The following is an 18,125-nucleotide window of genomic DNA, read 5'->3' as shown; positions in this document are numbered from 1 at the left end:
GGCGGCCAGGTCGACGATGACCGACCCGGGCTTCATTGCCGCGACCATGTCGGCAAGCCACAGCTTGGGCGCGTCGCGGTTCGGGATCAGCGCGGTGGTGATGACGATGTCCATCTCCGGCGCCAGCTCGCGGAACTTGGCGAGCTGCGCTTCGCGGAATTCCGGAGAGGACACAGCCGCATAGCCGCCGGTGGCGGAGCCGTCCTGCTGGTCCTCCTCGAAGTCGAGATAGACGAACTCGGCGCCCATCGATTCCACCTGCTCGGCCACTTCGGGCCGCACGTCGAAGGCATAGGTCACGGCGCCAAGCGAGGTGGAGGTGCCGATGGCGGCAAGGCCTGCCACACCGGCGCCGACCACCAGCACCTTGGCGGGCGGCACCTTGCCTGCGGCGGTGATCTGGCCGGTGAAGAAGCGGCCGAAGTTGTTGCCTGCCTCGATCACCGCGCGGTAGCCCGCGATATTGGCCATGGAGCTGAGCGCATCCATCTTCTGCGCGCGGGAGATCCGCGGCACCATTTCCATGGCGATCACATTGGCGCCCTTGGCCTTGGCGAGCGCCATGCCGTCTTCGTTTCCGGCCGGGTTGAAGAAGGAAATCAGCGTCTTGCCCTTGGCCAGCCGCTTCAGCTCGGCGGCATCCGGCTGGCGCACCTTGGCGACGATATCGGCCGCCTTCCACAGCGCGGCCGGTGTCTTGAGGATCTCGACCCCGGCGGCTTCATAAGCGGCATCGGAAAACCCCGCCGCCGCCCCGGCCCCCGTCTCGATCGCGCAGTCATAGCCCAGCTTCTGCAGCTGAACCGCAGACTCCGGCGTCATCGCAACGCGCGACTCTCCAGCCGCCAGCTCCCTTGGCGTTCCAATAAGCACTTCAATGTCCTCCCTTTTCGCTGAAGCGTCCGGCGGACCGGCTGCCTGCGATTGGGAAGAAGTATTTGGTTGTTTTACTTAGTAGTCAATATTTTTGTCAGCTCATATTTTTAGCAGTTTAAAAACAGCTTGTTATCTGGGCCATACACGCCTTCACGGTATTTTTTTTGACTTACAGCTAAAAAATTATTTGACATGGCGCGCCCTCCTCCACAGTCTTTGAGGCAGGGAGGACACCATGAACACCCAATCGCTCAGCACAGGCACCGCCTGGGCGGAGACCGGAGATTTGCGCGCCCTGATGACGCGTGCCGCCGGCATCCGCGACGCCCAATGGGGCCGCACGGTCACCTATTCGCGCAAGGCCTTCGTGCCCTTGACCAACATGTGCCGCGACACCTGCGGCTACTGCACCTTCGTCAAGCATCCGGATTCGCCGGAGGCCAATATCATGACGCCGGAGCAGGTGCTGGCGGTGGCGCAGAAAGGCGAGCGCGAGGGCTGCAAGGAGCTGCTGTTCAGCCTCGGCGAGAAGCCAGAGCTGCGCTATGAGAAGGCCCGCAAGGGGCTGGAACGGCTGGGGTATTCCCGCCTCACCGATTATCTGCGCGACATGTGCGAGCTGGTGCTGGCCGAGACCAGCCTGCTGCCGCATGTGAACGCGGGCACCCTTACGGACGACGAGATCGACGTGCTGCGCCCGGTCTCTGCCTCGATGGGGATGATGCTGGAAACCGTCAGCCGCCGCCTGACCCGCAAGGGCCAGCCGCATTATGCCTGCCCGGACAAGGTGCCGGTGCAGCGGCTGCGCACGCTGGAACGCGCGGGCCAGAAGCAGGTGCCCTTTACCACCGGCCTGCTGATCGGCATCGGCGAGACATTTGCCGAGCGGATCGAGGCGCTGCATGCGATCAACGCCGCCCACGCCCGCCATGGCCACATCCAGGAAGTCATCATCCAGAATTTCCAGCGCAAGCCGGATATCGAGATGGCAAACCACCCGGAACCGGCGCTGGAGGATATGCTGCGCACCATCGCCGCCGCCCGCATCATCCTGGCGCCGGAGATCAGCCTGCAGGCGCCGCCGAACCTCAGCGCCCGCCACATCGCCTATCTGGAGGCGGGCATCAACGACTGGGGCGGGATTTCGCCAGTGACCATCGACTTCATCAACCCGCAGCACGAATGGCCGGAGATCCGGGCGCTGGCAAGCTCCTGCGCCGGGGCCGGCTTCGAGCTGCGCGAGCGGCTTACCGTTTACCCCCGCTACCTGACCGGGGACAGCGGCTTCATCAACCCCGGCGTGCTGGCCCGCGCGGCCGGCATGGCCCAGGAAAACGGCCTCGCCCGCGATCAGCGCCACATCGGAGAGACAGCATGACCATCCAGCACCCCGCCGAGAATTTTGCCACTGTCCCGGCTGCCGTCAGCGCCGCCTCCGCCCCGGTCCGCGCCATTCTGGAGATGGCGCTGGAGGGCGGCGAGGTGTCCGAGGCCGAAGGCATCGAGCTGTTCCGCGCCACCGGCGCCGATGCCGAAGCGGTTTATGCCGTGGCGGACACGCTGCGCCGCCGCGCCAATGGCGAGCGCGTCTCCTTTGTGGTGAACCGCAACATCAACTTCACCAACATCTGCTATATGGGCTGCCGGTTCTGCGGCTTTGCCAAGCGCAGCGAGGACAAGGACGCCGAGTGGCTGGAGCCCGCGCAGATCGTTGAGCGCGCGCAGGAAGCCTGGGACCGCGGCGCCACCGAGGTCTGCATCCAGGGCGGGCTGCACCCCAAGATGGAAGGCACCTATTACCGGGACATCGTGCGCGCCATCAAAGCGGCGCTGCCGGACATGCACATCCATGCCTTCTCGCCGTTTGAGGTCTGGTATGGCGCGTCCAAGACCAAGATGTCCTACCACGACTTCCTGGCGGATCTGAAGGAAGCGGGCCTCGGCTCGATGCCCGGCACCGCGGCGGAGATCCTGGATACCGAAGTGCGGCTGCAGCTGACCAAGAACAAGCTGAGCGCCGAGAAATGGGTGGAGATCATCCGCGCCGCGCATGAGGTCGGCATCCCGACCACCGCCACCATCATGTACGGCCATATCGACGGGCCGGAGCATTGGGCCGCGCATATCCGCCTGCTGCGCGACATTCAGAAGGACACCGGCGGCTTTACCGAGCTGGTGCCGCTGTCCTTCGTGCATACGGAATCGCCCTTGTGGGCGCAGAACCCGGACACCGTGCGCCCCGGCCCCACCGCGCTGGAGGTGGACCTGATGCACGCGGTCTCCCGCATCATGCTGCACGGCTGGATCGACAATATTCAGGTCAGCTGGACCAAGCTGGGCGCGGCGCGGGCGCAACAGATGCTGTCGCGCGGGGTGAATGACCTCGGCGGCACGCTGATGAACGAAAGCATCTCGCGCTCGGCCGGATCGGACCACGGGCAGGAGATCACCGCGCGCGAGCTGGCGCAGATCATCCGCGCCGCGGGCCGGGTGCCGGTGCGCCGCAACACGATCTACGAGATCCGCGAGGTCTACGAACACCACGACCCGGAGGTGATCGCGCCGCTCGTGGACCGTCAGGGCCGCAACCCGCTGGCATTTCTGGAAATGTTCCCCGAACGCGGGCCCAAGCTGGAGGCAGCGGAATGAGCAGCGCGCAAAAGCATAAGGTGACCCTGCTGGCGGGCGGCGTCGGCGGCGCCAAGATGGCCGAAGGCCTCGCTGCGCTGCCGGATGTGGCGCTTTCGGTGATCGGCAATGTGGCGGACGACGATGACTTCCACGGCCTCTGGGTCTCGCCCGATATCGACACGCTGACCTACAGCCTGGCGGATTTGATCGACCGCACCCAGGGCTGGGGCGTGGCGGATGAGAGCCACCGGGCGCTGGAGACATTGAACAGGCTGGGCGCGGACACCTGGATGTCGCTGGGCGACCGTGACTTCGGCCTGCACATCCACCGCACCATGCGCCGGCTCAAGGGCGACCGGCCCAGCGACATTGCCCGCGATGTTTCGCGCGCCTTTGGCGTGCAGGCGGAAATCCTGCTGCCGACGGACAATAAGGTGCAGACCCGGGTGCGCACCGATGCCGGCTGGCTGAGCTTCCAGGAGTACTTCGTGCGCGAGCGCTGCGCGCCGGAGGTGCGGGAGCTGGCCTTTGACGGGCTGGCGCAGGCCCGCCCCGCGCCAGAGGCGCTGGCGGCGATCCGGCAGGCGGATCTGATCGTGATTGCGCCCTCAAACCCGCTGGTCAGCATTGCCCCCATTCTGGGCGTGCCGGGCATCACCGCGGCGCTGCGGGCGGCGCGCGCGCCGAAGGTTGCCGTCAGCCCGTTCATCGGCGGCAAGGTCGTCAAAGGCCCGGCCGACCGCATGATGGCGGCGCTGGGGGAACGGGCCGATGCCGCCGGGGTGGCCGCGCGGTACCGCGGGCTCGCCGATACGCTGGTGATCGACCACGCCGACGCCGGGCTGGCGGGCGAAATCCGCGCAATGGGGCTGGCGCCGGTTTGCAGCGAAATCCTGATGACGACCCAAGAAGACAAGGCTCGCTTGGCGCGCGAAGTGGCGGATCTCGGCCTTGCCCGCGCGAACCGGGAGACGGCGGCATGAGTGCGGCGGCAAACCCCGGCAAGCGGCTGGCGGTGATCCCGATGAAGGATCCCTCCCGGGCCAAGACGCGGCTGAGCATTGCGCTGGCGCCGCGGGACCGCGAAGCGCTCGCCCGCGGGCTGTTCCGCGCGACCATCGCGCGGCTGCAGGAGGCGGTTGCCAGGCTGCCCCAAGGCGCCATCGACATTGCCGTGGCGTCCAACAGCCCGGCGATTGCGCGCATCGCGCGGCAGGCCGGGCTGATCTGCATCGACGACAACGACCCCGGCACCCTGTCGCTGGCGGTGGAGGCGGCGGCGGATTGGGCGGCGGCAAACGGGTATGAGGCGCTGTGCGTGCTGCCGGGCGATCTGGCGGACCCGTCCCCGGACGACCTGGCGCAGCTCCTGGCCTATCCGCTTGACGGCACCCGCGCGGTGCTGTGCCCGGCCACTGACCTTGGCACCAATGCGCTCCTGGTGCCGCTGCCCTGCCCCTTTGCCTTTGCCTACGGGCAGAAATCGCTGATCGCCCACCGGCGTGCGGCAGAGGCAGCGGGCCTGTGCCCGGTGGTGCTGCCGCTGGACAGCCTGCGTGTTGACGTTGACACCGCCGAGGACCTCAGCTGCCTGCTGGCGCAGAACCCGCAGGCCCTGATGCGGGAGGGCGCGCGATGAGCCTTTCGGTCTCTCTTACCGCCGTGCCCGGCGTGCCGGATATCCAGAACGGCGACGATCTGGCGGCCATTCTGCGCGATTGCCTGGAGGCCGCGGGTCTGGGCCTCAAGGACGGCGATATCCTGTGCATCGCGCAGAAGGTGTTTTCGAAAGCGGAAGACTGCATCATCCCGCTGGCCTCGGTCACGCCCTCGGCGGAAGCCATCAAATACGGCGAGGAGCTGAACAAGGACCCGCGCAAGGTGGAAATCGTCCTGCGCGAAAGCACCCGCGTGGTGCGCGCCTTCCGCCGCCCGGACCAGAACACCGGCACGATGATCTGCGAGCACCGGCTGGGCTTCATCTCCGCCAACGCCGCGGTGGATGAATCGAACTTCGGCGAGGAGGACGCCGCAATGGTGCTGCCGCGCGATCCCGACGCCAGCTGCGAACGTTTGCGCGCGGCTCTGGCCGCCCGCTTCGGCGCGCAGATCGGCGTGGTGATGACCGACACCTTCGGCCGCCCGTGGCGGCTGGGCCAGATCAACGTGGCCATCGGCCTGAGCAAGGTCCCCGCCACCATTCAGGAGCAGGGCAATCTGGACGCCTGGGGGCGGCCGCTGCAGGTGACCGAACCGGCGCTGGCGGACGAGATTTCCGCTGCCTCCGGTCTGGTGGTGCGCAAGAACGGAAAAACACCGGCGGTGCTGCTGCGCGGGCTCGACTGGCAGCCCGCCGACAGCCGCGGCGCCGACATACTACGGAAAAAACAGGAGGATATGTTCAGATGAAGATCGCAATCATTGGCGGCACCGGGCCGCAGGGCCAGGGGCTGGCGCTGCGCTTTGCCCGCGCAGGCATCAGTGTGGCACTGGGCTCGCGCGATGGCGAGCGCAGCGCCGGCATCGCGGCAGACCTGATGGCAAAGCTGCCGGAGGGCGCCGCACCGATCGAAGGGTTGGACAATGCAGGCGCCACCGCGGCGGCGGATGAAATGGTCATCCTCGCGGTGCCGTTCTCCGCCCATAACGCCACGCTGGAGGCGCTGAAGCCGGGCCTGGCGGGCAAGATCCTGGTCGACATCGTGGTGCCGCTGAAGGAAGGCGACCCCAAGAAGGTGGAGATGCCGCCGGAAGGATCCGCCACCGAGGCCGCGCAGGCGCTCCTGGGCGACGAGATCCCGGTGATCGGCGCGCTGCACAATGTGTCGGCCACCACGCTGAACAACCTCGACTGGCCGATCAACTGCGACATCCTGGTCTGCGGCAACAGCCTGCCCGCCCGCAAGAAGGTGATCGAGCTGGTCGGCGCGCTGGACGTTCAGGCCTACAACGCCGGCGACGCCGAGGCGGCCCGCTGCATCGAGGCGATCACCCCGATCCTGATCCGCCAGAACATTTCCAAGGCGGTGCCCTTCACCCATGCGGGCATCCGCATCTGGGCCCCCGAACACTAAGATTCCAACAGGGAGAAAACACACATGGAATTCGGTATCTGCTTCAAGGGCTTCGTTGAGCCCGAACGCGCCCGCGCACTGGTTCGCCAGGCCGAAAACGCAGGCTTCACCTACTGCTGGTTCTACGACAGCCACATCCTGTGGCGCGAAAGCTTCGTCGCCATGGCGATGTGCATGGAGCACACCACCAAGATGCGCTTCGGCCCGCTGGTGACCAACCCGAACTCGCGCGAGTGGTCGGTGGCCGCCTCGCTGTTCGGCTCGCTGGCGAAACAGTCCGGCGGCCGCTTCGACATCGGCCTCGGCCGCGGCGACAGCGCCGTGCGCGTGATGGGCAAGAAACCCTCGACCATCAAGCGGATGGAAGAATTCACCCACGTCGTGAAGTCGCTGATCCGCGGCGAGGAAGTGCAATACGGCGAATGCCCCGAGCCGGTGAAATTCCCCTGGGCGCAGGGCTATGAGCTGCCGGTCTGGATCGGCGCCTATGGTCCCAAGGCCCTGGCCTCGGCCGGCAAGGTCGGCGACGGTGTCGTCCTGCAGATTGCCGAGCCGAAGATCATCAAGTGGCTGGCGGATCAGGCCAAGGCCGGCGGCGAGGCCGAAGGCCGCGACATGTCGAACTACCGCGTGATGGCGGCTGCTCCGGCGCATACCGGCCCGATCGAGGAAGGCATCGAAAAAACCAAGTGGTTCCCCGCCATGGTTGGCAACCATGTCGCTGACATCGTTGAAAAATACGGCACCGACGGCGATCACGTTCCCACCAGCCTGACCGACTACATCAAGAACCGGAAGGGCTACGACTACTCCAAGCACGGCCAGAGCGACAACCCCTACCTGGACTTCATCACCGAAGACATCGTCAAGAGCTTCTGCGTGCTGGGCACCCCGGACGAGCATATCGCCAAGATCCGCGATCTGCAGGACGCCGGCACCACCCAGTTCAACATCTATCTCGACAGCGGCGACGAGGAGAAGATCATCGCCGACTATGGCGAGAAGATCATCCCGGCCTTCCGCTGAACTGCGCCGGGCGCCAGCCCGGAAACGGCACCGTCCGGACAAATCTCCCCGCGGACGGTGCCTATTGGCGGGCGGCTCTGGCTGCCCGCTCCTTTGCTTTCCGCGCGGCCTGCCTGCACCGGCAGATTGTTTTGACCCGGCCTTTTGCGCGCGACCGCTGGCAACAGCCTTTGACTTGTGCCAATAGGGCGCCAGATAGACATTTTTATAAGTGGCGGAATTTTCATGGCGCGCATGGCAGCTGAAAAGCCGAAGACCCGGATTCAGCGGAAAAAGACGGAACAGATCCTGGCCGCCGCGCTGGAGGTTTTTGCCCAGCACGGATCTTCCGGCGCGTCGATCAACCTGATTGCCAAGAACGCCGGGCTGACCACGCCGAACCTGCTGTATTATTTCGAAAGCAAGGACGCGATCCGCCAGGAGCTGCTGGCCCGCACGCTGCAGCTGTGGATGGCGCCTTTGAACATGCTGAGCCAGCACGGCGACCCGATCGACGAGATCTGCCAGTACATACGCCGCAAGCTGGAAATCTCGCGGAATTTTCCCAAGGAAAGCAAGTTCTTCGCCAATGAAATCCTCAGCGGCCTGCCGCAGTCGCGCAGCGAGATTTTCGGCCCGCTGAAGGAGCTTTACAACACCAAGATCACGGTGCTGGAGGACTGGATGCGCGAGGGCCGGATCGCAACCGTCGATCCGCACCATCTGCTGTTCTCAATCTGGGCCACCACCCAGCATTACGCCGATTTCGACGTCCAGATCGAGGAAATCGCCCCCGCCAAGGCCGTTGACCGCTATGCCGAGGCGGAGCTGTTCCTGTTGGAGATGTACAAGAAGCTGCTTACGGTGCAGCCCGGCTGACGGCCGCTGACCGCCCCGGCGGTCACGGGATCCGCGCCCGGTCGATGAATTTGCGCAGCGCAAAGCGGGACCGCACCACCCGGATGCCCGGAATGCGCAGCAGCTTGGTCTGCAGGAAGGTCTCGAATTCCTCCAGGCTTTCCACCACGATTTCCAACAGAAAATCCTGCGCGCCGGTCATCAGCGTGCCGGTGACCACCTCCTCGAACTGGGCAGTCCTCTTCTGGAACCGGGCGATTTCGTCCGCGTCCTGGCGCTCCAGCTCCACCGAGACAAAGGCGGTGATGCCAAACCCCGCAGCCTTGCGGTCGATGCGGGCGATGTAGCCGGAAATCAGGCCGCTTTCCTCCAGCCGCTGCAGGCGCCGCTTGCAGGGCGTCTGGGACAAGCCGACTCGGGCCGCCAGCTGCACCAGGGGAATCCGCCCGTCATCGCGCAGCGCACGAAGTATCTCCCGATCAACTGAATCCGTAGCGAAAACCACCATAAATTTTGCTTTTCCGAGTGTATTTTCTCTGATTTTTGCTTCACTACCCCTATATTCGTTATTTTTCAACCATGCGGTTTTGCTAAGCTGGGGGACAGGCCCTGCGCCACGCAGCGCGTGCTGCGCGGCGCGGTGCAGGGGCTTTGATCAGAAAGGGACCGCATGAGTGATGATTTCCCGCCGCTATCGCTGAACGTGCCAGAACCGGGCTGCCGCCCGGGCGACACGCCGGATTTCTCGGATTTCGAGATCCCGCGCGCCGGGGCCGTCAAACGCCCGCCGGTCGACGCAGACCCGGATTCGATCCGCGATATGGCGTTTTCCATCGTCCGGGTGCTGAACAAGGACGGCGAGGCGGTGGGCGACTGGGCCGGCGCGCTCAGCCCTGACGAGCTGCGCGAGGGCCTGCGCCACATGCTGACCCTGCGCACCTTTGACGCCCGGATGATGAACGCGCAGCGCCAGGGCAAGACCAGCTTCTACATGCAGCACCTGGGCGAAGAGGCGGTGTCCTGCGCCTTTTCCCGCGCGCTGCGGCCGGGCGACATGAATTTTCCGACCTACCGTCAGGCCGGGCTGCTGATCGCGGGCGGCTATCCGATGCTGACGATGATGAACCAGATCTATTCCAACGCCGACGACCCGCTGCACGGGCGCCAGCTGCCGATCATGTATTCCTCCAAGGAACACGGGTTCTTTTCGATCTCCGGCAACCTTGGCACCCAGTTCGTGCAGTCGGTCGGCTGGGCGATGGCCTCGGCCATTTCGGGTGATACCAAGATCGCCACCGGCTGGATCGGCGACGGCTCAACGGCTGAGAGCGATTTCCACGCCGCCATGGTCTTTGCCTCCACCTACAGCGCGCCGGTGGTCTTGAACATCGTCAACAACCAGTGGGCAATCTCCACCTTCCAGGGCATCGCCCGCGGCGGCGTCGGCACCTTCGCGGCGCGCGGCCACGGCTTTGGCATCGCCTCGATCCGGGTGGATGGCAACGACTACCTGGCGGTTCATGCGGTGGCGAAATGGGCCTGCGAGCGGGCCCGGCGCGGCCATGGCCCGACCCTGATCGAGCATGTGACCTACCGCGCGGGCGGCCACTCCACCAGCGACGACCCCTCCGCCTACCGCTCCAAGAGCGAGGCCGCGGCCTGGCCGCTGGGCGACCCGATCGAGCGGCTGAAGAAGCACCTTATCGCTATCGGCGAGTGGAGCGAGGACCGCCACACCCAGGCCCAGGCGGAAATCCTGGACGGGGTCATCGCTACCCAGAAGCAGGCCGAGGCCATCGGCACCTTGGGCGGCGGCAAGACCCCCAGCCCGCGCGACATGTTCGAGGGCGTCTATGAAACCATGCCGCCGCATCTGATCCGGCAGCGTCAGGAGGCAGGGTACTGAAATGGCCAGCATGACCATGATTGAGGCCATCCGCGAGGCCCATGATGTCGCCATGGCGGCAGATGACCGCGTCGTCGTCTTTGGCGAGGATGTGGGGTTTTTCGGCGGCGTCTTCCGCTGCACCGCGGGGTTGCAGCAGAAATACGGGAACTCACGCTGCTTTGACGCGCCGATCAATGAATCCGGCATCGTCGGCACCGCCATCGGCATGGCCGCCTACGGGCTGAAGCCGGTGATCGAGATCCAGTTCGCCGATTACGTCTATCCGGCCTATGACCAGATCGTCTCGGAGGCGGCGCGCCTGCGGCACCGCTCCAATGCCGATTTCACCTGCCCGCTGGTGATCCGCATGCCCACCGGCGGCGGCATTTTCGGCGGCCAGACCCACAGCCAAAGCCCGGAAGCGCTGTTCACCCATGTGTCGGGGCTGAAGGTGGTGGTGCCCTCCAACCCGCGCGACGCCAAGGGCCTGTTGCTGGCCGCCATCGAGGATCCCGATCCGGTGATCTTCCTGGAGCCCAAGCGGCTTTATAACGGTCCGTTCGACGGCTACCACGACCGCCCGGTCACCAGCTGGAAAAACCACCCCAAGGGCGAGGTGCCGGAGGGCGCGGAGATCGTGCCGCTGGGCAAGGCCAGCATCACCCGCGAAGGCGGCGATGTCACGGTTCTGGCCTATGGCACCATGGTTTACGTGGCCGAGGCAGCGGCTGAGGCCAGCGGCGTCGATGCCGAGGTGATCGACCTGCGCACGCTGATGCCGCTTGATCTGGACACGATCCAGGCCTCGGTCGAAAAGACCGGCCGCTGTGTCATCGTGCATGAGGCGACGCGCACCTCCGGGTTCGGCGCCGAACTGATGAGCCTGGTGCAAGAGACCTGTTTTTACCACCTGGAGGCGCCGATCATCCGCGTCACCGGCTGGGACACGCCCTATCCGCACGCGCAGGAATGGGAGTATTTCCCCGGCCCCGCCCGTGTCGGCGAGGCCTTGAAAAAAGTGATGGAGGGCTGACCGGATGGGTGTTTATGCCATGCGTCTTCCCGATGTGGGGGAAGGCATTGCCGAGGCGGAGCTGACAGAATGGCACGTCAAGCCCGGCGATATCGTGCGCGAGGACGATATCCTGGCGGCGGTGATGACAGACAAGGCCGCGGTCGAGGTGCCCTCGTCAGTGTCCGGCAAGGTGCTGGAGCTGGGCGGCGAGATCGGCCAGATGATGGCGATCGGCTCGGTGCTGATCCGCATCGAGGTCGAGGGCGAGGGCAACGAGGCCCCCGGCGCGGCGCCGGAGACAGCCAAAGCCAGCGCCCCGGCGCCGCAGCCCGCGCCGGACAAAGACGCGGACAAGAACAAGGACGAGGGCAAGGATGCGGGCGCGCAGGCGCCGGAAGCGCGGCCAGCGGCCGCCGCTGCGGCTGCTGCACCGGCGGCCAAGAAACCGGGCCACCGCCTGCCGCGGCCCGAGGGCAGCAAGCCACTGGCCGCGCCATCCGTGCGGGCGCGGGCGCGCTCCGAAGGGGTCGACCTGCGCCATGTCCCCGGCACCGGCCCGGGCGGGCGCATCAGCCACGAGGATCTGGACAGCTGGATCGAATCCGGCGGCATCCGCCAGGGCGGCGTGACCCGCGGCCGCAACACCGGCGTCGAGGAGCAGCGTGTCATCGGGATGCGCCGCAAAATCGCCGAGAAGATGGCGCTGTCCAAGCGCCACATCCCGCATATCACCATCGTCGAAGAGGTGGAGATGGGCGCGCTCGAAGACCTGCGCGCCGCGCTCAACAAGAAGCACGAGGGCAGCCGCCCGAAGCTGACGCTGCTGCCCTTCCTGATGCGCGCCATCGTCGAGGCGGTGCGCGAACAGCCCGGCCTGAACGCCCGCTACGATGACGAGGAAGGCGTGATCTACCGCCACGGCGGCGTCCATATCGGCGTTGCCACGCAGACGCCCCAGGGGCTGAACGTGCCGGTGCTGCACCACGCCGAGGCAAACAGCCTGTGGGACAACGCAGGCGAGCTTGCCCGCTTGGCCGACGCCGCCCGCGACGGCTCGATCAAGCGGGAGGAGCTGACCGGCGGCACCATCACCATCACCTCGCTCGGGCCGCTTGGCGCGATTGCCACCACGCCGATAATCAACCACCCCGAGGTGGCGATTGTCGGCGTCAACAAGATGCAGATCCGCCCGGTCTGGGACGGCCAGCAATTCCGTCCGCGCAAGATGATGAACATCTCCTGCTCCTTCGATCACCGGGTGATCGACGGCTGGGACGCGGCGGTCTTTGTGCAGAAACTGAAATCCCTGCTGGAAAATCCGGCCATGCTGTTTGTCGAGGGCTGAATGACTGATCTGAAGTGCAAACTGCTCATCATCGGCGCGGGCCCCGGCGGCTATGTCTGCGCCATCCGCGCAGGCCAGCTGGGGGTCGACACCATCGTGGTGGACGAGGCCAACCCCGGCGGCACCTGCCTCAACGTGGGCTGCATCCCCTCCAAGGCGCTGATCCATGCCGCTGACGAGTTCCACAAGATGGCGCACGCCAGCGACGGGCCGCTTGGGATCACGGCGGGCAAGCCGGAGATCGACCTCAGCCGCACCGTGGCCTGGAAGGACGGCATCGTGAAGCGGCTGACCGGCGGCGTCAGCGGGCTGATGCGCAAGGCGGGCGTGCGCGTGGTCGAGGGCCGCGCGCGGTTCCTCGATGGCAAGACCGTCGCGGTGAAACGCGACGGCGAGACCACCCAGATCCGCGCCGAGCGCATCGTGATTGCCTCCGGGTCTGCGCCCGTGGAGCTGCTCTCCCTGCCCTTTGGCGGCGATATCCTGTCCTCGACCGAGGCGCTGGCGCTGCAGGCGGGGCCGGAAACCCTCGCCGTGGTCGGCGCGGGCTATATCGGGCTGGAGCTGGGCACGGCCTTTGCCAAGCTGGGGGCCAGGGTCACCGTGGTGGAGGCTGAGGACCGCATCCTGCCGCTCTACGATCAGGCCCTGACCCGGCCCGTCGCCAAGCGGCTGGAAACCCTGGGCATCAACGTGATGACCGGCGCCAGGGCCGAAGGCTTTGCCGATGGCGTTCTGAGCACCACCCAGGGCGACATCAAGGCCGAGAAAGTCCTGGTCACCGTCGGCCGCCGCCCGCGCATGGATGGCATCGGCGTTGATGAGCTGGCGCTGACCCTGAACGGCCCCTACATCCGGATTGACAAGACCTGCCAGACGTCCATGCGCGGCATCTACGCCATCGGCGACGTCACCGGCGAGCCGATGCTGGCGCACCGGGCCATGGCCCAGGGCGAGATGGTGGCCGAACATGCCGCGGGCCACGCGGTGGAATGGGACAAGCGCGCCATTCCGGCGGTCTGCTTCACCGACCCGGAGATTGTCACCTGCGGCGCCCTGCCGGGCGAGGTGGAGGGCAGCAGCAGCACCGAATTCCCCTTTGCCGCCAATGGCCGCGCCATGACGACAGAGCGCGAGGACGGTTTCATCCGCGTTGTCTGGCGCGATGCCGACAAGGCGGTGCTGGGGCTTCAGGCGGCCGGGGCCGGCGTGTCGGAACTGTCGGCGGCGTTTTCGCTCGCCATCGAAATGGGCGCCTGCCTGGAGGACATCGCCGCAACCATCCACGCGCATCCGACCCAGTCCGAAGGCCTGCAGGAAGCCTGCCTGCGCGCGCTGGGTCACGCGCTGCATATCTGAGCCGCAAAGGCCGCAACAGGCCGCCCGGAGCGAAACAGCCCGGGCGGCCGGATTACTTGACAAAAGAACTAAGGTTCTTTAAGCGTCCGGACGCACCCTGACGGGCGCCTTTCAGCGAGACGCTCCGCGCCATTTGCGCGGCACACAGTCCAGCCATCAACGGATCAACATCCCGGTGCAGCTCCAGGCTGCGCTGACGGCTGGAGTGAATTGTGAAGCTGGCTCAGATACTTCTGAATGCGCGCGCCCGGCTCGGCGCCTGTCTGCTGCTGGCCGCAGCGGCGCTTGCGCCCGCGGCCTGCGCGGCGGATGCATTTCCGGCGGTGATCGAGCACCGCTATGGCACCACAATTGTGCCCGCCAAGCCGCAGCGCATCGTCTCGCTCAGCTTCATCGGCCATGATTTCTTCCTGGCGCTGGGGGAAAAACCCCATGCGCTGCGCAAGTGGTTCGGCGACCATCCCTATGGCGTCTGGCCCTGGGCGCAGGCGGCCCTAGGCGATGCCAGGCCCATCGTGCTGCAGGGGCAGATCGACATCGAACGGATCGCCGCCTTGGAGCCGGACCTGATCACCGGACAGTGGTCGGGCATGACCGAACGCGAATATGCGCTGCTGTCGCGGATCGCGCCGACCGTGGCGCCGAAGGCCGCCCACGGCAGCTACGGCTCGCCCTGGCAGGTCATGCTGCGCACCCTGGGCACGGCCACCGGACAGACCGCCAAGGCCGAACAGATCATCTCCCGCATCGAGGGCCGCTTTGCCGCGATCCGCGCCGCGCACCCCGAATGGCAGGGCGCAAGCGTCGTCATGGTCTCGGCCACCCGGACCGGCGCCTATTCCGCCAGCGACATCCGCGGCCAGTTCCTGGCTGCTCTGGGGTTCACCGTGCCGGAGGTGGAAAACCCGTTTGCGCCTGCAAACTCTTACTATGCCCTGCTTCCTGATGAGGATCTCTCGCCCATCGACACGGATGCGCTGATCTGGATTGACGCCGGCGGATCGGTGCCGCGCCTCAAGCGCCTGCCGCTGCGCCACACCCTGCGCGCCTACCGGGAGGGGCGGGAGATCTATGCCGGGCGGCTGCTGTCCTCGGCGCTGTCCCATTCCAGCCCCTTGAGCCTGGACGCCGCGCTGGACCAGCTGGTGCCGCTGCTGGAGGCGGCGCTGGACGGCGACCCGGGCACCCCCGTTTCCAGCATGGCCGAAGCCGGCCTGCTGCCGGAGGGCCGCTGACATGACCGTTTCTGCCTTTGACGTTTCCCCGGCCCGCTCCGCCGCCAGCCTGCGCGGCCTGCGGCTCGCCGGATCCCTGCTGGGGCTGGCCGTTCTGTCGGCCGCCGCGCTGCGCTTCGGCTTCCGGCCCGCCGGCTGGGACACCGTCTGGGCAGCGCTGACCGCTTATGACCCGGACGATGCCGCCCATATCGTGATCCGCGGCATGCGCCTGCCGCGGCTGGCGGGCGCGGTGCTGGCCGGCGCGGCGCTCGGCATCTCTGGCGCGCTGATCCAGGGGATGACCCGCAACCCGCTGGCCGATCCGGGCCTGCTCGGCATCAACGGCGGCGCCGCGCTTGGCGTGGTGATCTGCATCCTGGGCTTCGGCATCACCGATCCGGCGGCCTTTGTCTGGGTGGCGCTTGGCGGCGCGCTGGCGGCCTCGGTGCTGGTGTTCCTGCTGGGCGGCGGCAGCGGCGCCAGCCCGCTGCGGCTGGTGCTGGCAGGCGCGGCGCTCAGCGCGCTGATCATTGCGCTGACCCGGGCGCTGCTGCTGGTCAGTTCGCAAACCCTGGATGTTTACCGCTTCTGGGTGCTGGGCGGGTTCGACGGCATTGTGCCCGCCACCCTTATTGCGCTGCTGCCCTTCCTGGCCCTGGGCGCAGGGCTGGCCGCCGTGGCCGCCGCCGGGCTGAACGCGCTGCTGCTGGGCGAGGACACCGCCCGCGGTCTGGGCGTGCGCACCGGGCTGGCGCGGGCCACCGCCGGGAGCGCCATCGTGCTTCTGTGCGGTGCCACCGTTGCAATGGCCGGGCCGATTGCCTTTGCCGGGCTGATCGTGCCGCATCTGGCCCGCTGGGCCGCAGGGCCGGACATGCGCTGGACGCTGGCCTTCTCCGCAGTGTTCGGGCCGCTGCTGCTGGTGGCCGCCGATCTGGCCGGACGCCTGCCGCTGTTCGGCGGCAATATGCAGGCGGGCGTGATGACCGCGCTGATCGGCGGGCCGGTGCTGATCTGGATGGTGCGCCGGAACGGAGTGCGCAGCCTATGACCTGGACCCTCCGTTTCGCTGCCCTGTCGGTGCAGATCTCGCGCCGCGCCCTGCTGGCCGGCCTTTGCCTGATGGCCCTGCTGCTGGCCGCCGCCCTGCTGGCGGTGCAAACCGGCAGTTACCCCCTCAGCAGCGGGCAGATGGCCGCGGTGCTGCAAGGCCGGGGCACCGGTATTGAGCAGATGATCCTGCTGGATCACCGGCTGCCGCGGATTGCGGCGGCGCTTGGCGCCGGTGCCGCCTTCGGCCTGGCGGGGGCGATGTTCCAGACGATGTTGCGCAACCCGCTCGCCGCGCCGGATGTGATCGGCTTCAACGCCGGCGCCAGCTGCGGCGCCCTGGCCGCGGTGATCCTGACCGGCGGCATGATGCTGGCGGGCGCCATTGCCGGCGCGGCGCTGGCCGCGGCGCTGGTGCTCCTGCTGAGCTGGAAGGATGGCTTGGCCCCGGGCCGGCTGATCCTGACCGGCATCGGCGCCAGCCTGACCCTGACCGCCGCCGCCGACCTGCTGGTCAGCCGCATCGACCCGCAGACCGCCTCGGACATGGTGACCTGGCTCACCGGCTCGCTGCACAGCCGCGGCTGGGGGGACGCGGCGCGGGTCTGGGCCGGGCTGGCGCTGCTGGCGCCGGTGCTGTGGCGGCTGCACTTCCCGCTGGCGCGGCTGGCGATGGATGACGGCATCGCAACCGGCCTCGGCCTGCCGGTCTCCGGCCTGCGGCTGGCGGTGGCCGGTGCCGGCATTGTGCTGACCGCGCTTGCAGTGACCGCCGCGGGGCCCCTGCCCTTTGTCGCCTTTGCCGCCGGGCCGATCGCCCGCCGCCTGGTTCCCGGCGGCAAGCCCGCGCTGCTGGCCGCCGCCGCGGCCGGCGCGCTGATGACCCTGCTGGCCGATACCGCCGCCCGCATGGTGCCGGGGGTGCAGCTGCCCGCCGGCGTCTTTACCGCGCTCACCGGCGCCCCTGTGCTGCTGTGGCTGCTGCTGGCGCATTTCCGCAAAGGAACGCTCTGATGCCTGACACCGCCCGCCTTCGGGCCGAGGATCTCTCGGCCGGCTATGCCGGAACACCTGTGCTGGACAGCCTGACCGCCGCCATCCCCGATGGCGGGCTGACCGCCATCGTCGGCCCCTATGCCTGCGGCAAATCCACCCTGCTCAGAACCCTGGCCCGGCTGCAGCCCGCCGGCCGCGGCCAGGCGGTGCTGGACGGCAAGGCGATCCACCGCCAAAGCAGCCGCTCGGTGGCCCGGCGGCTGGCGATCCTGCCGCAAACCCCCGCCGCGCCCGAAGGGCTGACGGTGCGCGATCTGGTGGCGCGCGGCCGCACCCCCTATCAATCGGCGCTGTGGCAATGGTCGCGGCAGGACGCGGCAGCGGTCGCCCGGGCGCTGGAGCTTACCAACATGACCGGGCACGCCCGCAGACCGCTGGAGGCGCTGTCGGGCGGCCAGCGCCAGCGGGCCTGGATCGCGATGGCGCTGGCGCAGGAAACCGGCATCCTGCTGCTGGACGAGCCGACGACCTACCTGGACCTGCCGCATCAGATCGAGCTGCTGAAACTGGTGCAGAGGCTCAACCGCGAGACCGGGCGCACCGTGGCCATGGTGCTGCACGACATCAACCTGGCCGCCCGCTTTGCCAGTCACATGATCGCGCTCAAGGACGGAAGGGTGTTCTGCCAGGGCCCGCCCGCCGAAGTGATCACGGAAGCGGTCCTGCACTCCGTCTTTCAGCTGCCCTGCCGGATCATCCCCGATCCGCTGCACGGCACCCCGCATGTCATCCCCGCATGAACGAGGCCGCC

General features: G+C 67.3%; 18 protein-coding genes. 16 read left to right on the top strand and 2 right to left on the bottom strand.

What is annotated here, in order from left to right; translation table 11 throughout:
* Nucleotides 1–873, bottom strand: an 873-nt coding sequence (locus tag PHA8399_RS03725; RefSeq protein ID WP_082649458.1) for a Re/Si-specific NAD(P)(+) transhydrogenase subunit alpha, incomplete at its 3' end; no start/stop codon positions are given.
* 238 nt (nt 874–1,111) lie between these two features.
* Between PHA8399_RS03725 and cofG the strand changes: the two genes are divergently transcribed.
* From cofG to PHA8399_RS03685, 8 genes are all read left to right on the top strand, one after another.
* Nucleotides 1,112–2,254, top strand: a complete 1,143-nt coding sequence (gene cofG, locus PHA8399_RS03720; RefSeq protein WP_058284844.1) for a 7,8-didemethyl-8-hydroxy-5-deazariboflavin synthase CofG — start codon at nt 1,112–1,114, stop codon at nt 2,252–2,254.
* Complete coding sequence (cofH, locus tag PHA8399_RS03715; RefSeq protein ID WP_058284843.1) at nt 2,251–3,525, top strand: 5-amino-6-(D-ribitylamino)uracil--L-tyrosine 4-hydroxyphenyl transferase CofH; 1,275 nt, start codon at nt 2,251–2,253, stop codon at nt 3,523–3,525. The genes cofG and cofH overlap by 4 nt, the downstream gene beginning before the upstream one ends.
* Nucleotides 3,522–4,490, top strand: coding sequence for a 2-phospho-L-lactate transferase (cofD, locus tag PHA8399_RS03710; protein WP_058284842.1), 969 nt, complete (start codon nt 3,522–3,524; stop codon nt 4,488–4,490). The genes cofH and cofD overlap by 4 nt, the downstream gene beginning before the upstream one ends.
* Nucleotides 4,487–5,146 carry a 2-phospho-L-lactate guanylyltransferase gene (gene cofC, locus PHA8399_RS03705; protein ID WP_058284841.1) on the top strand — a complete coding sequence of 220 codons (660 nt, stop codon included), beginning with the start codon at nt 4,487–4,489 and terminating at the stop codon, nt 5,144–5,146. The genes cofD and cofC overlap by 4 nt, the downstream gene beginning before the upstream one ends.
* Entirely contained in the window at nt 5,143–5,916 is a 774-nt protein-coding gene (cofE, locus tag PHA8399_RS03700) for a coenzyme F420-0:L-glutamate ligase (protein ID WP_058284840.1), read from the top strand. The genes cofC and cofE overlap by 4 nt, the downstream gene beginning before the upstream one ends.
* Entirely contained in the window at nt 5,913–6,581 is a 669-nt protein-coding gene (gene npdG / locus PHA8399_RS03695) for an NADPH-dependent F420 reductase (protein WP_058284839.1), read from the top strand. The genes cofE and npdG overlap by 4 nt, the downstream gene beginning before the upstream one ends.
* A 24-nt stretch (nt 6,582–6,605) precedes the next feature.
* Nucleotides 6,606–7,607 (top strand): TIGR03842 family LLM class F420-dependent oxidoreductase, encoded by a 1,002-nt coding sequence (locus PHA8399_RS03690; protein WP_058284838.1) that lies wholly within the window; start codon nt 6,606–6,608, stop codon nt 7,605–7,607.
* A gap of 225 nt (nt 7,608–7,832) precedes the next feature.
* A complete protein-coding gene (locus PHA8399_RS03685) occupies nt 7,833–8,465 on the top strand; it encodes a TetR family transcriptional regulator C-terminal domain-containing protein (RefSeq protein WP_058284837.1) in 633 nt (210 codons plus the stop codon).
* A 22-nt stretch (nt 8,466–8,487) separates the two neighbouring features.
* Here PHA8399_RS03685 and PHA8399_RS03680 read toward each other — a convergent pair whose 3' ends face one another.
* Nucleotides 8,488–8,952 carry an Lrp/AsnC family transcriptional regulator gene (locus tag PHA8399_RS03680; protein WP_008558354.1) on the bottom strand — a complete coding sequence of 155 codons (465 nt, stop codon included), beginning with the start codon at nt 8,950–8,952 and terminating at the stop codon, nt 8,488–8,490.
* A gap of 162 nt (nt 8,953–9,114) precedes the next feature.
* On the opposite strand from PHA8399_RS03680, the gene PHA8399_RS03675 reads away from it, so the two are divergent.
* The 8 genes from PHA8399_RS03675 to PHA8399_RS03640 all read left to right on the top strand — a co-directional run bounded on the left by PHA8399_RS03675 (nt 9,115) and on the right by PHA8399_RS03640 (nt 18,114).
* Nucleotides 9,115–10,350 (top strand): 3-methyl-2-oxobutanoate dehydrogenase (2-methylpropanoyl-transferring) subunit alpha, encoded by a 1,236-nt coding sequence (locus tag PHA8399_RS03675; RefSeq protein WP_008558193.1) that lies wholly within the window; start codon nt 9,115–9,117, stop codon nt 10,348–10,350.
* A gap of 1 nt (nt 10,351) precedes the next feature.
* The gene (locus tag PHA8399_RS03670; protein ID WP_058284836.1) at nt 10,352–11,365 is read left to right on the top strand and encodes an alpha-ketoacid dehydrogenase subunit beta; all 1,014 of its coding nucleotides are present in this window, start codon (nt 10,352–10,354) and stop codon (nt 11,363–11,365) included.
* 4 nt (nt 11,366–11,369) lie between these two features.
* Complete coding sequence (locus PHA8399_RS03665; RefSeq protein WP_058284835.1) at nt 11,370–12,692, top strand: dihydrolipoamide acetyltransferase family protein; 1,323 nt, start codon at nt 11,370–11,372, stop codon at nt 12,690–12,692.
* Entirely contained in the window at nt 12,693–14,051 is a 1,359-nt protein-coding gene (gene lpdA / locus PHA8399_RS03660; protein WP_058284834.1) for a dihydrolipoyl dehydrogenase, read from the top strand.
* A gap of 212 nt (nt 14,052–14,263) precedes the next feature.
* Complete coding sequence (locus PHA8399_RS03655) at nt 14,264–15,286, top strand: ABC transporter substrate-binding protein (protein ID WP_082649457.1); 1,023 nt, start codon at nt 14,264–14,266, stop codon at nt 15,284–15,286.
* A 1-nt stretch (nt 15,287) separates the two neighbouring features.
* Nucleotides 15,288–16,319 (top strand): FecCD family ABC transporter permease, encoded by a 1,032-nt coding sequence (locus tag PHA8399_RS03650; RefSeq protein WP_058284833.1) that lies wholly within the window; start codon nt 15,288–15,290, stop codon nt 16,317–16,319.
* Nucleotides 16,316–17,332 carry a FecCD family ABC transporter permease gene (locus PHA8399_RS03645; protein WP_058284832.1) on the top strand — a complete coding sequence of 339 codons (1,017 nt, stop codon included), beginning with the start codon at nt 16,316–16,318 and terminating at the stop codon, nt 17,330–17,332. The genes PHA8399_RS03650 and PHA8399_RS03645 overlap by 4 nt, the downstream gene beginning before the upstream one ends.
* Nucleotides 17,332–18,114, top strand: a complete 783-nt coding sequence (locus PHA8399_RS03640; protein WP_058284831.1) for an ABC transporter ATP-binding protein — start codon at nt 17,332–17,334, stop codon at nt 18,112–18,114. The genes PHA8399_RS03645 and PHA8399_RS03640 overlap by 1 nt, the downstream gene beginning before the upstream one ends.
* The last annotated feature ends 11 nt before the right edge of the window (nt 18,115–18,125 follow it).

The sequence above is a fragment of the Leisingera aquaemixtae genome (genome assembly GCF_001458395.1).
Classification (GTDB): domain Bacteria; phylum Pseudomonadota; class Alphaproteobacteria; order Rhodobacterales; family Rhodobacteraceae; genus Leisingera; species Leisingera aquaemixtae.
Note: the sequence above shows the minus strand (reverse complement) of the source record. Positions and strands in the feature narration are given on the sequence as shown.

Excerpts from the sequence above, each read along its gene's own strand:
- cofG (WP_058284844.1), top strand. The coding sequence starts at position 1,112 with ATGAACACCCAATCGCTCAGCACAGGCACCGCCTGGGCGGAGACCGGA.
- cofH (WP_058284843.1), top strand. The coding sequence starts at position 2,251 with ATGACCATCCAGCACCCCGCCGAGAATTTTGCCACTGTCCCGGCTGCC.
- cofD (WP_058284842.1), top strand. The coding sequence starts at position 3,522 with ATGAGCAGCGCGCAAAAGCATAAGGTGACCCTGCTGGCGGGCGGCGTC.
- cofC (WP_058284841.1), top strand. The coding sequence starts at position 4,487 with ATGAGTGCGGCGGCAAACCCCGGCAAGCGGCTGGCGGTGATCCCGATG.
- cofE (WP_058284840.1), top strand. The coding sequence starts at position 5,143 with ATGAGCCTTTCGGTCTCTCTTACCGCCGTGCCCGGCGTGCCGGATATC.
- npdG (WP_058284839.1), top strand. The coding sequence starts at position 5,913 with ATGAAGATCGCAATCATTGGCGGCACCGGGCCGCAGGGCCAGGGGCTG.
- PHA8399_RS03690 (WP_058284838.1), top strand. The coding sequence starts at position 6,606 with ATGGAATTCGGTATCTGCTTCAAGGGCTTCGTTGAGCCCGAACGCGCC.
- PHA8399_RS03685 (WP_058284837.1), top strand. The coding sequence starts at position 7,833 with ATGGCGCGCATGGCAGCTGAAAAGCCGAAGACCCGGATTCAGCGGAAA.
- PHA8399_RS03680 (WP_008558354.1), bottom strand. The coding sequence starts at position 8,952 with ATGGTGGTTTTCGCTACGGATTCAGTTGATCGGGAGATACTTCGTGCG.
- PHA8399_RS03675 (WP_008558193.1), top strand. The coding sequence starts at position 9,115 with ATGAGTGATGATTTCCCGCCGCTATCGCTGAACGTGCCAGAACCGGGC.
- PHA8399_RS03670 (WP_058284836.1), top strand. The coding sequence starts at position 10,352 with ATGGCCAGCATGACCATGATTGAGGCCATCCGCGAGGCCCATGATGTC.
- PHA8399_RS03665 (WP_058284835.1), top strand. The coding sequence starts at position 11,370 with ATGGGTGTTTATGCCATGCGTCTTCCCGATGTGGGGGAAGGCATTGCC.
- lpdA (WP_058284834.1), top strand. The coding sequence starts at position 12,693 with ATGACTGATCTGAAGTGCAAACTGCTCATCATCGGCGCGGGCCCCGGC.
- PHA8399_RS03650 (WP_058284833.1), top strand. The coding sequence starts at position 15,288 with ATGACCGTTTCTGCCTTTGACGTTTCCCCGGCCCGCTCCGCCGCCAGC.
- PHA8399_RS03645 (WP_058284832.1), top strand. The coding sequence starts at position 16,316 with ATGACCTGGACCCTCCGTTTCGCTGCCCTGTCGGTGCAGATCTCGCGC.
- PHA8399_RS03640 (WP_058284831.1), top strand. The coding sequence starts at position 17,332 with ATGCCTGACACCGCCCGCCTTCGGGCCGAGGATCTCTCGGCCGGCTAT.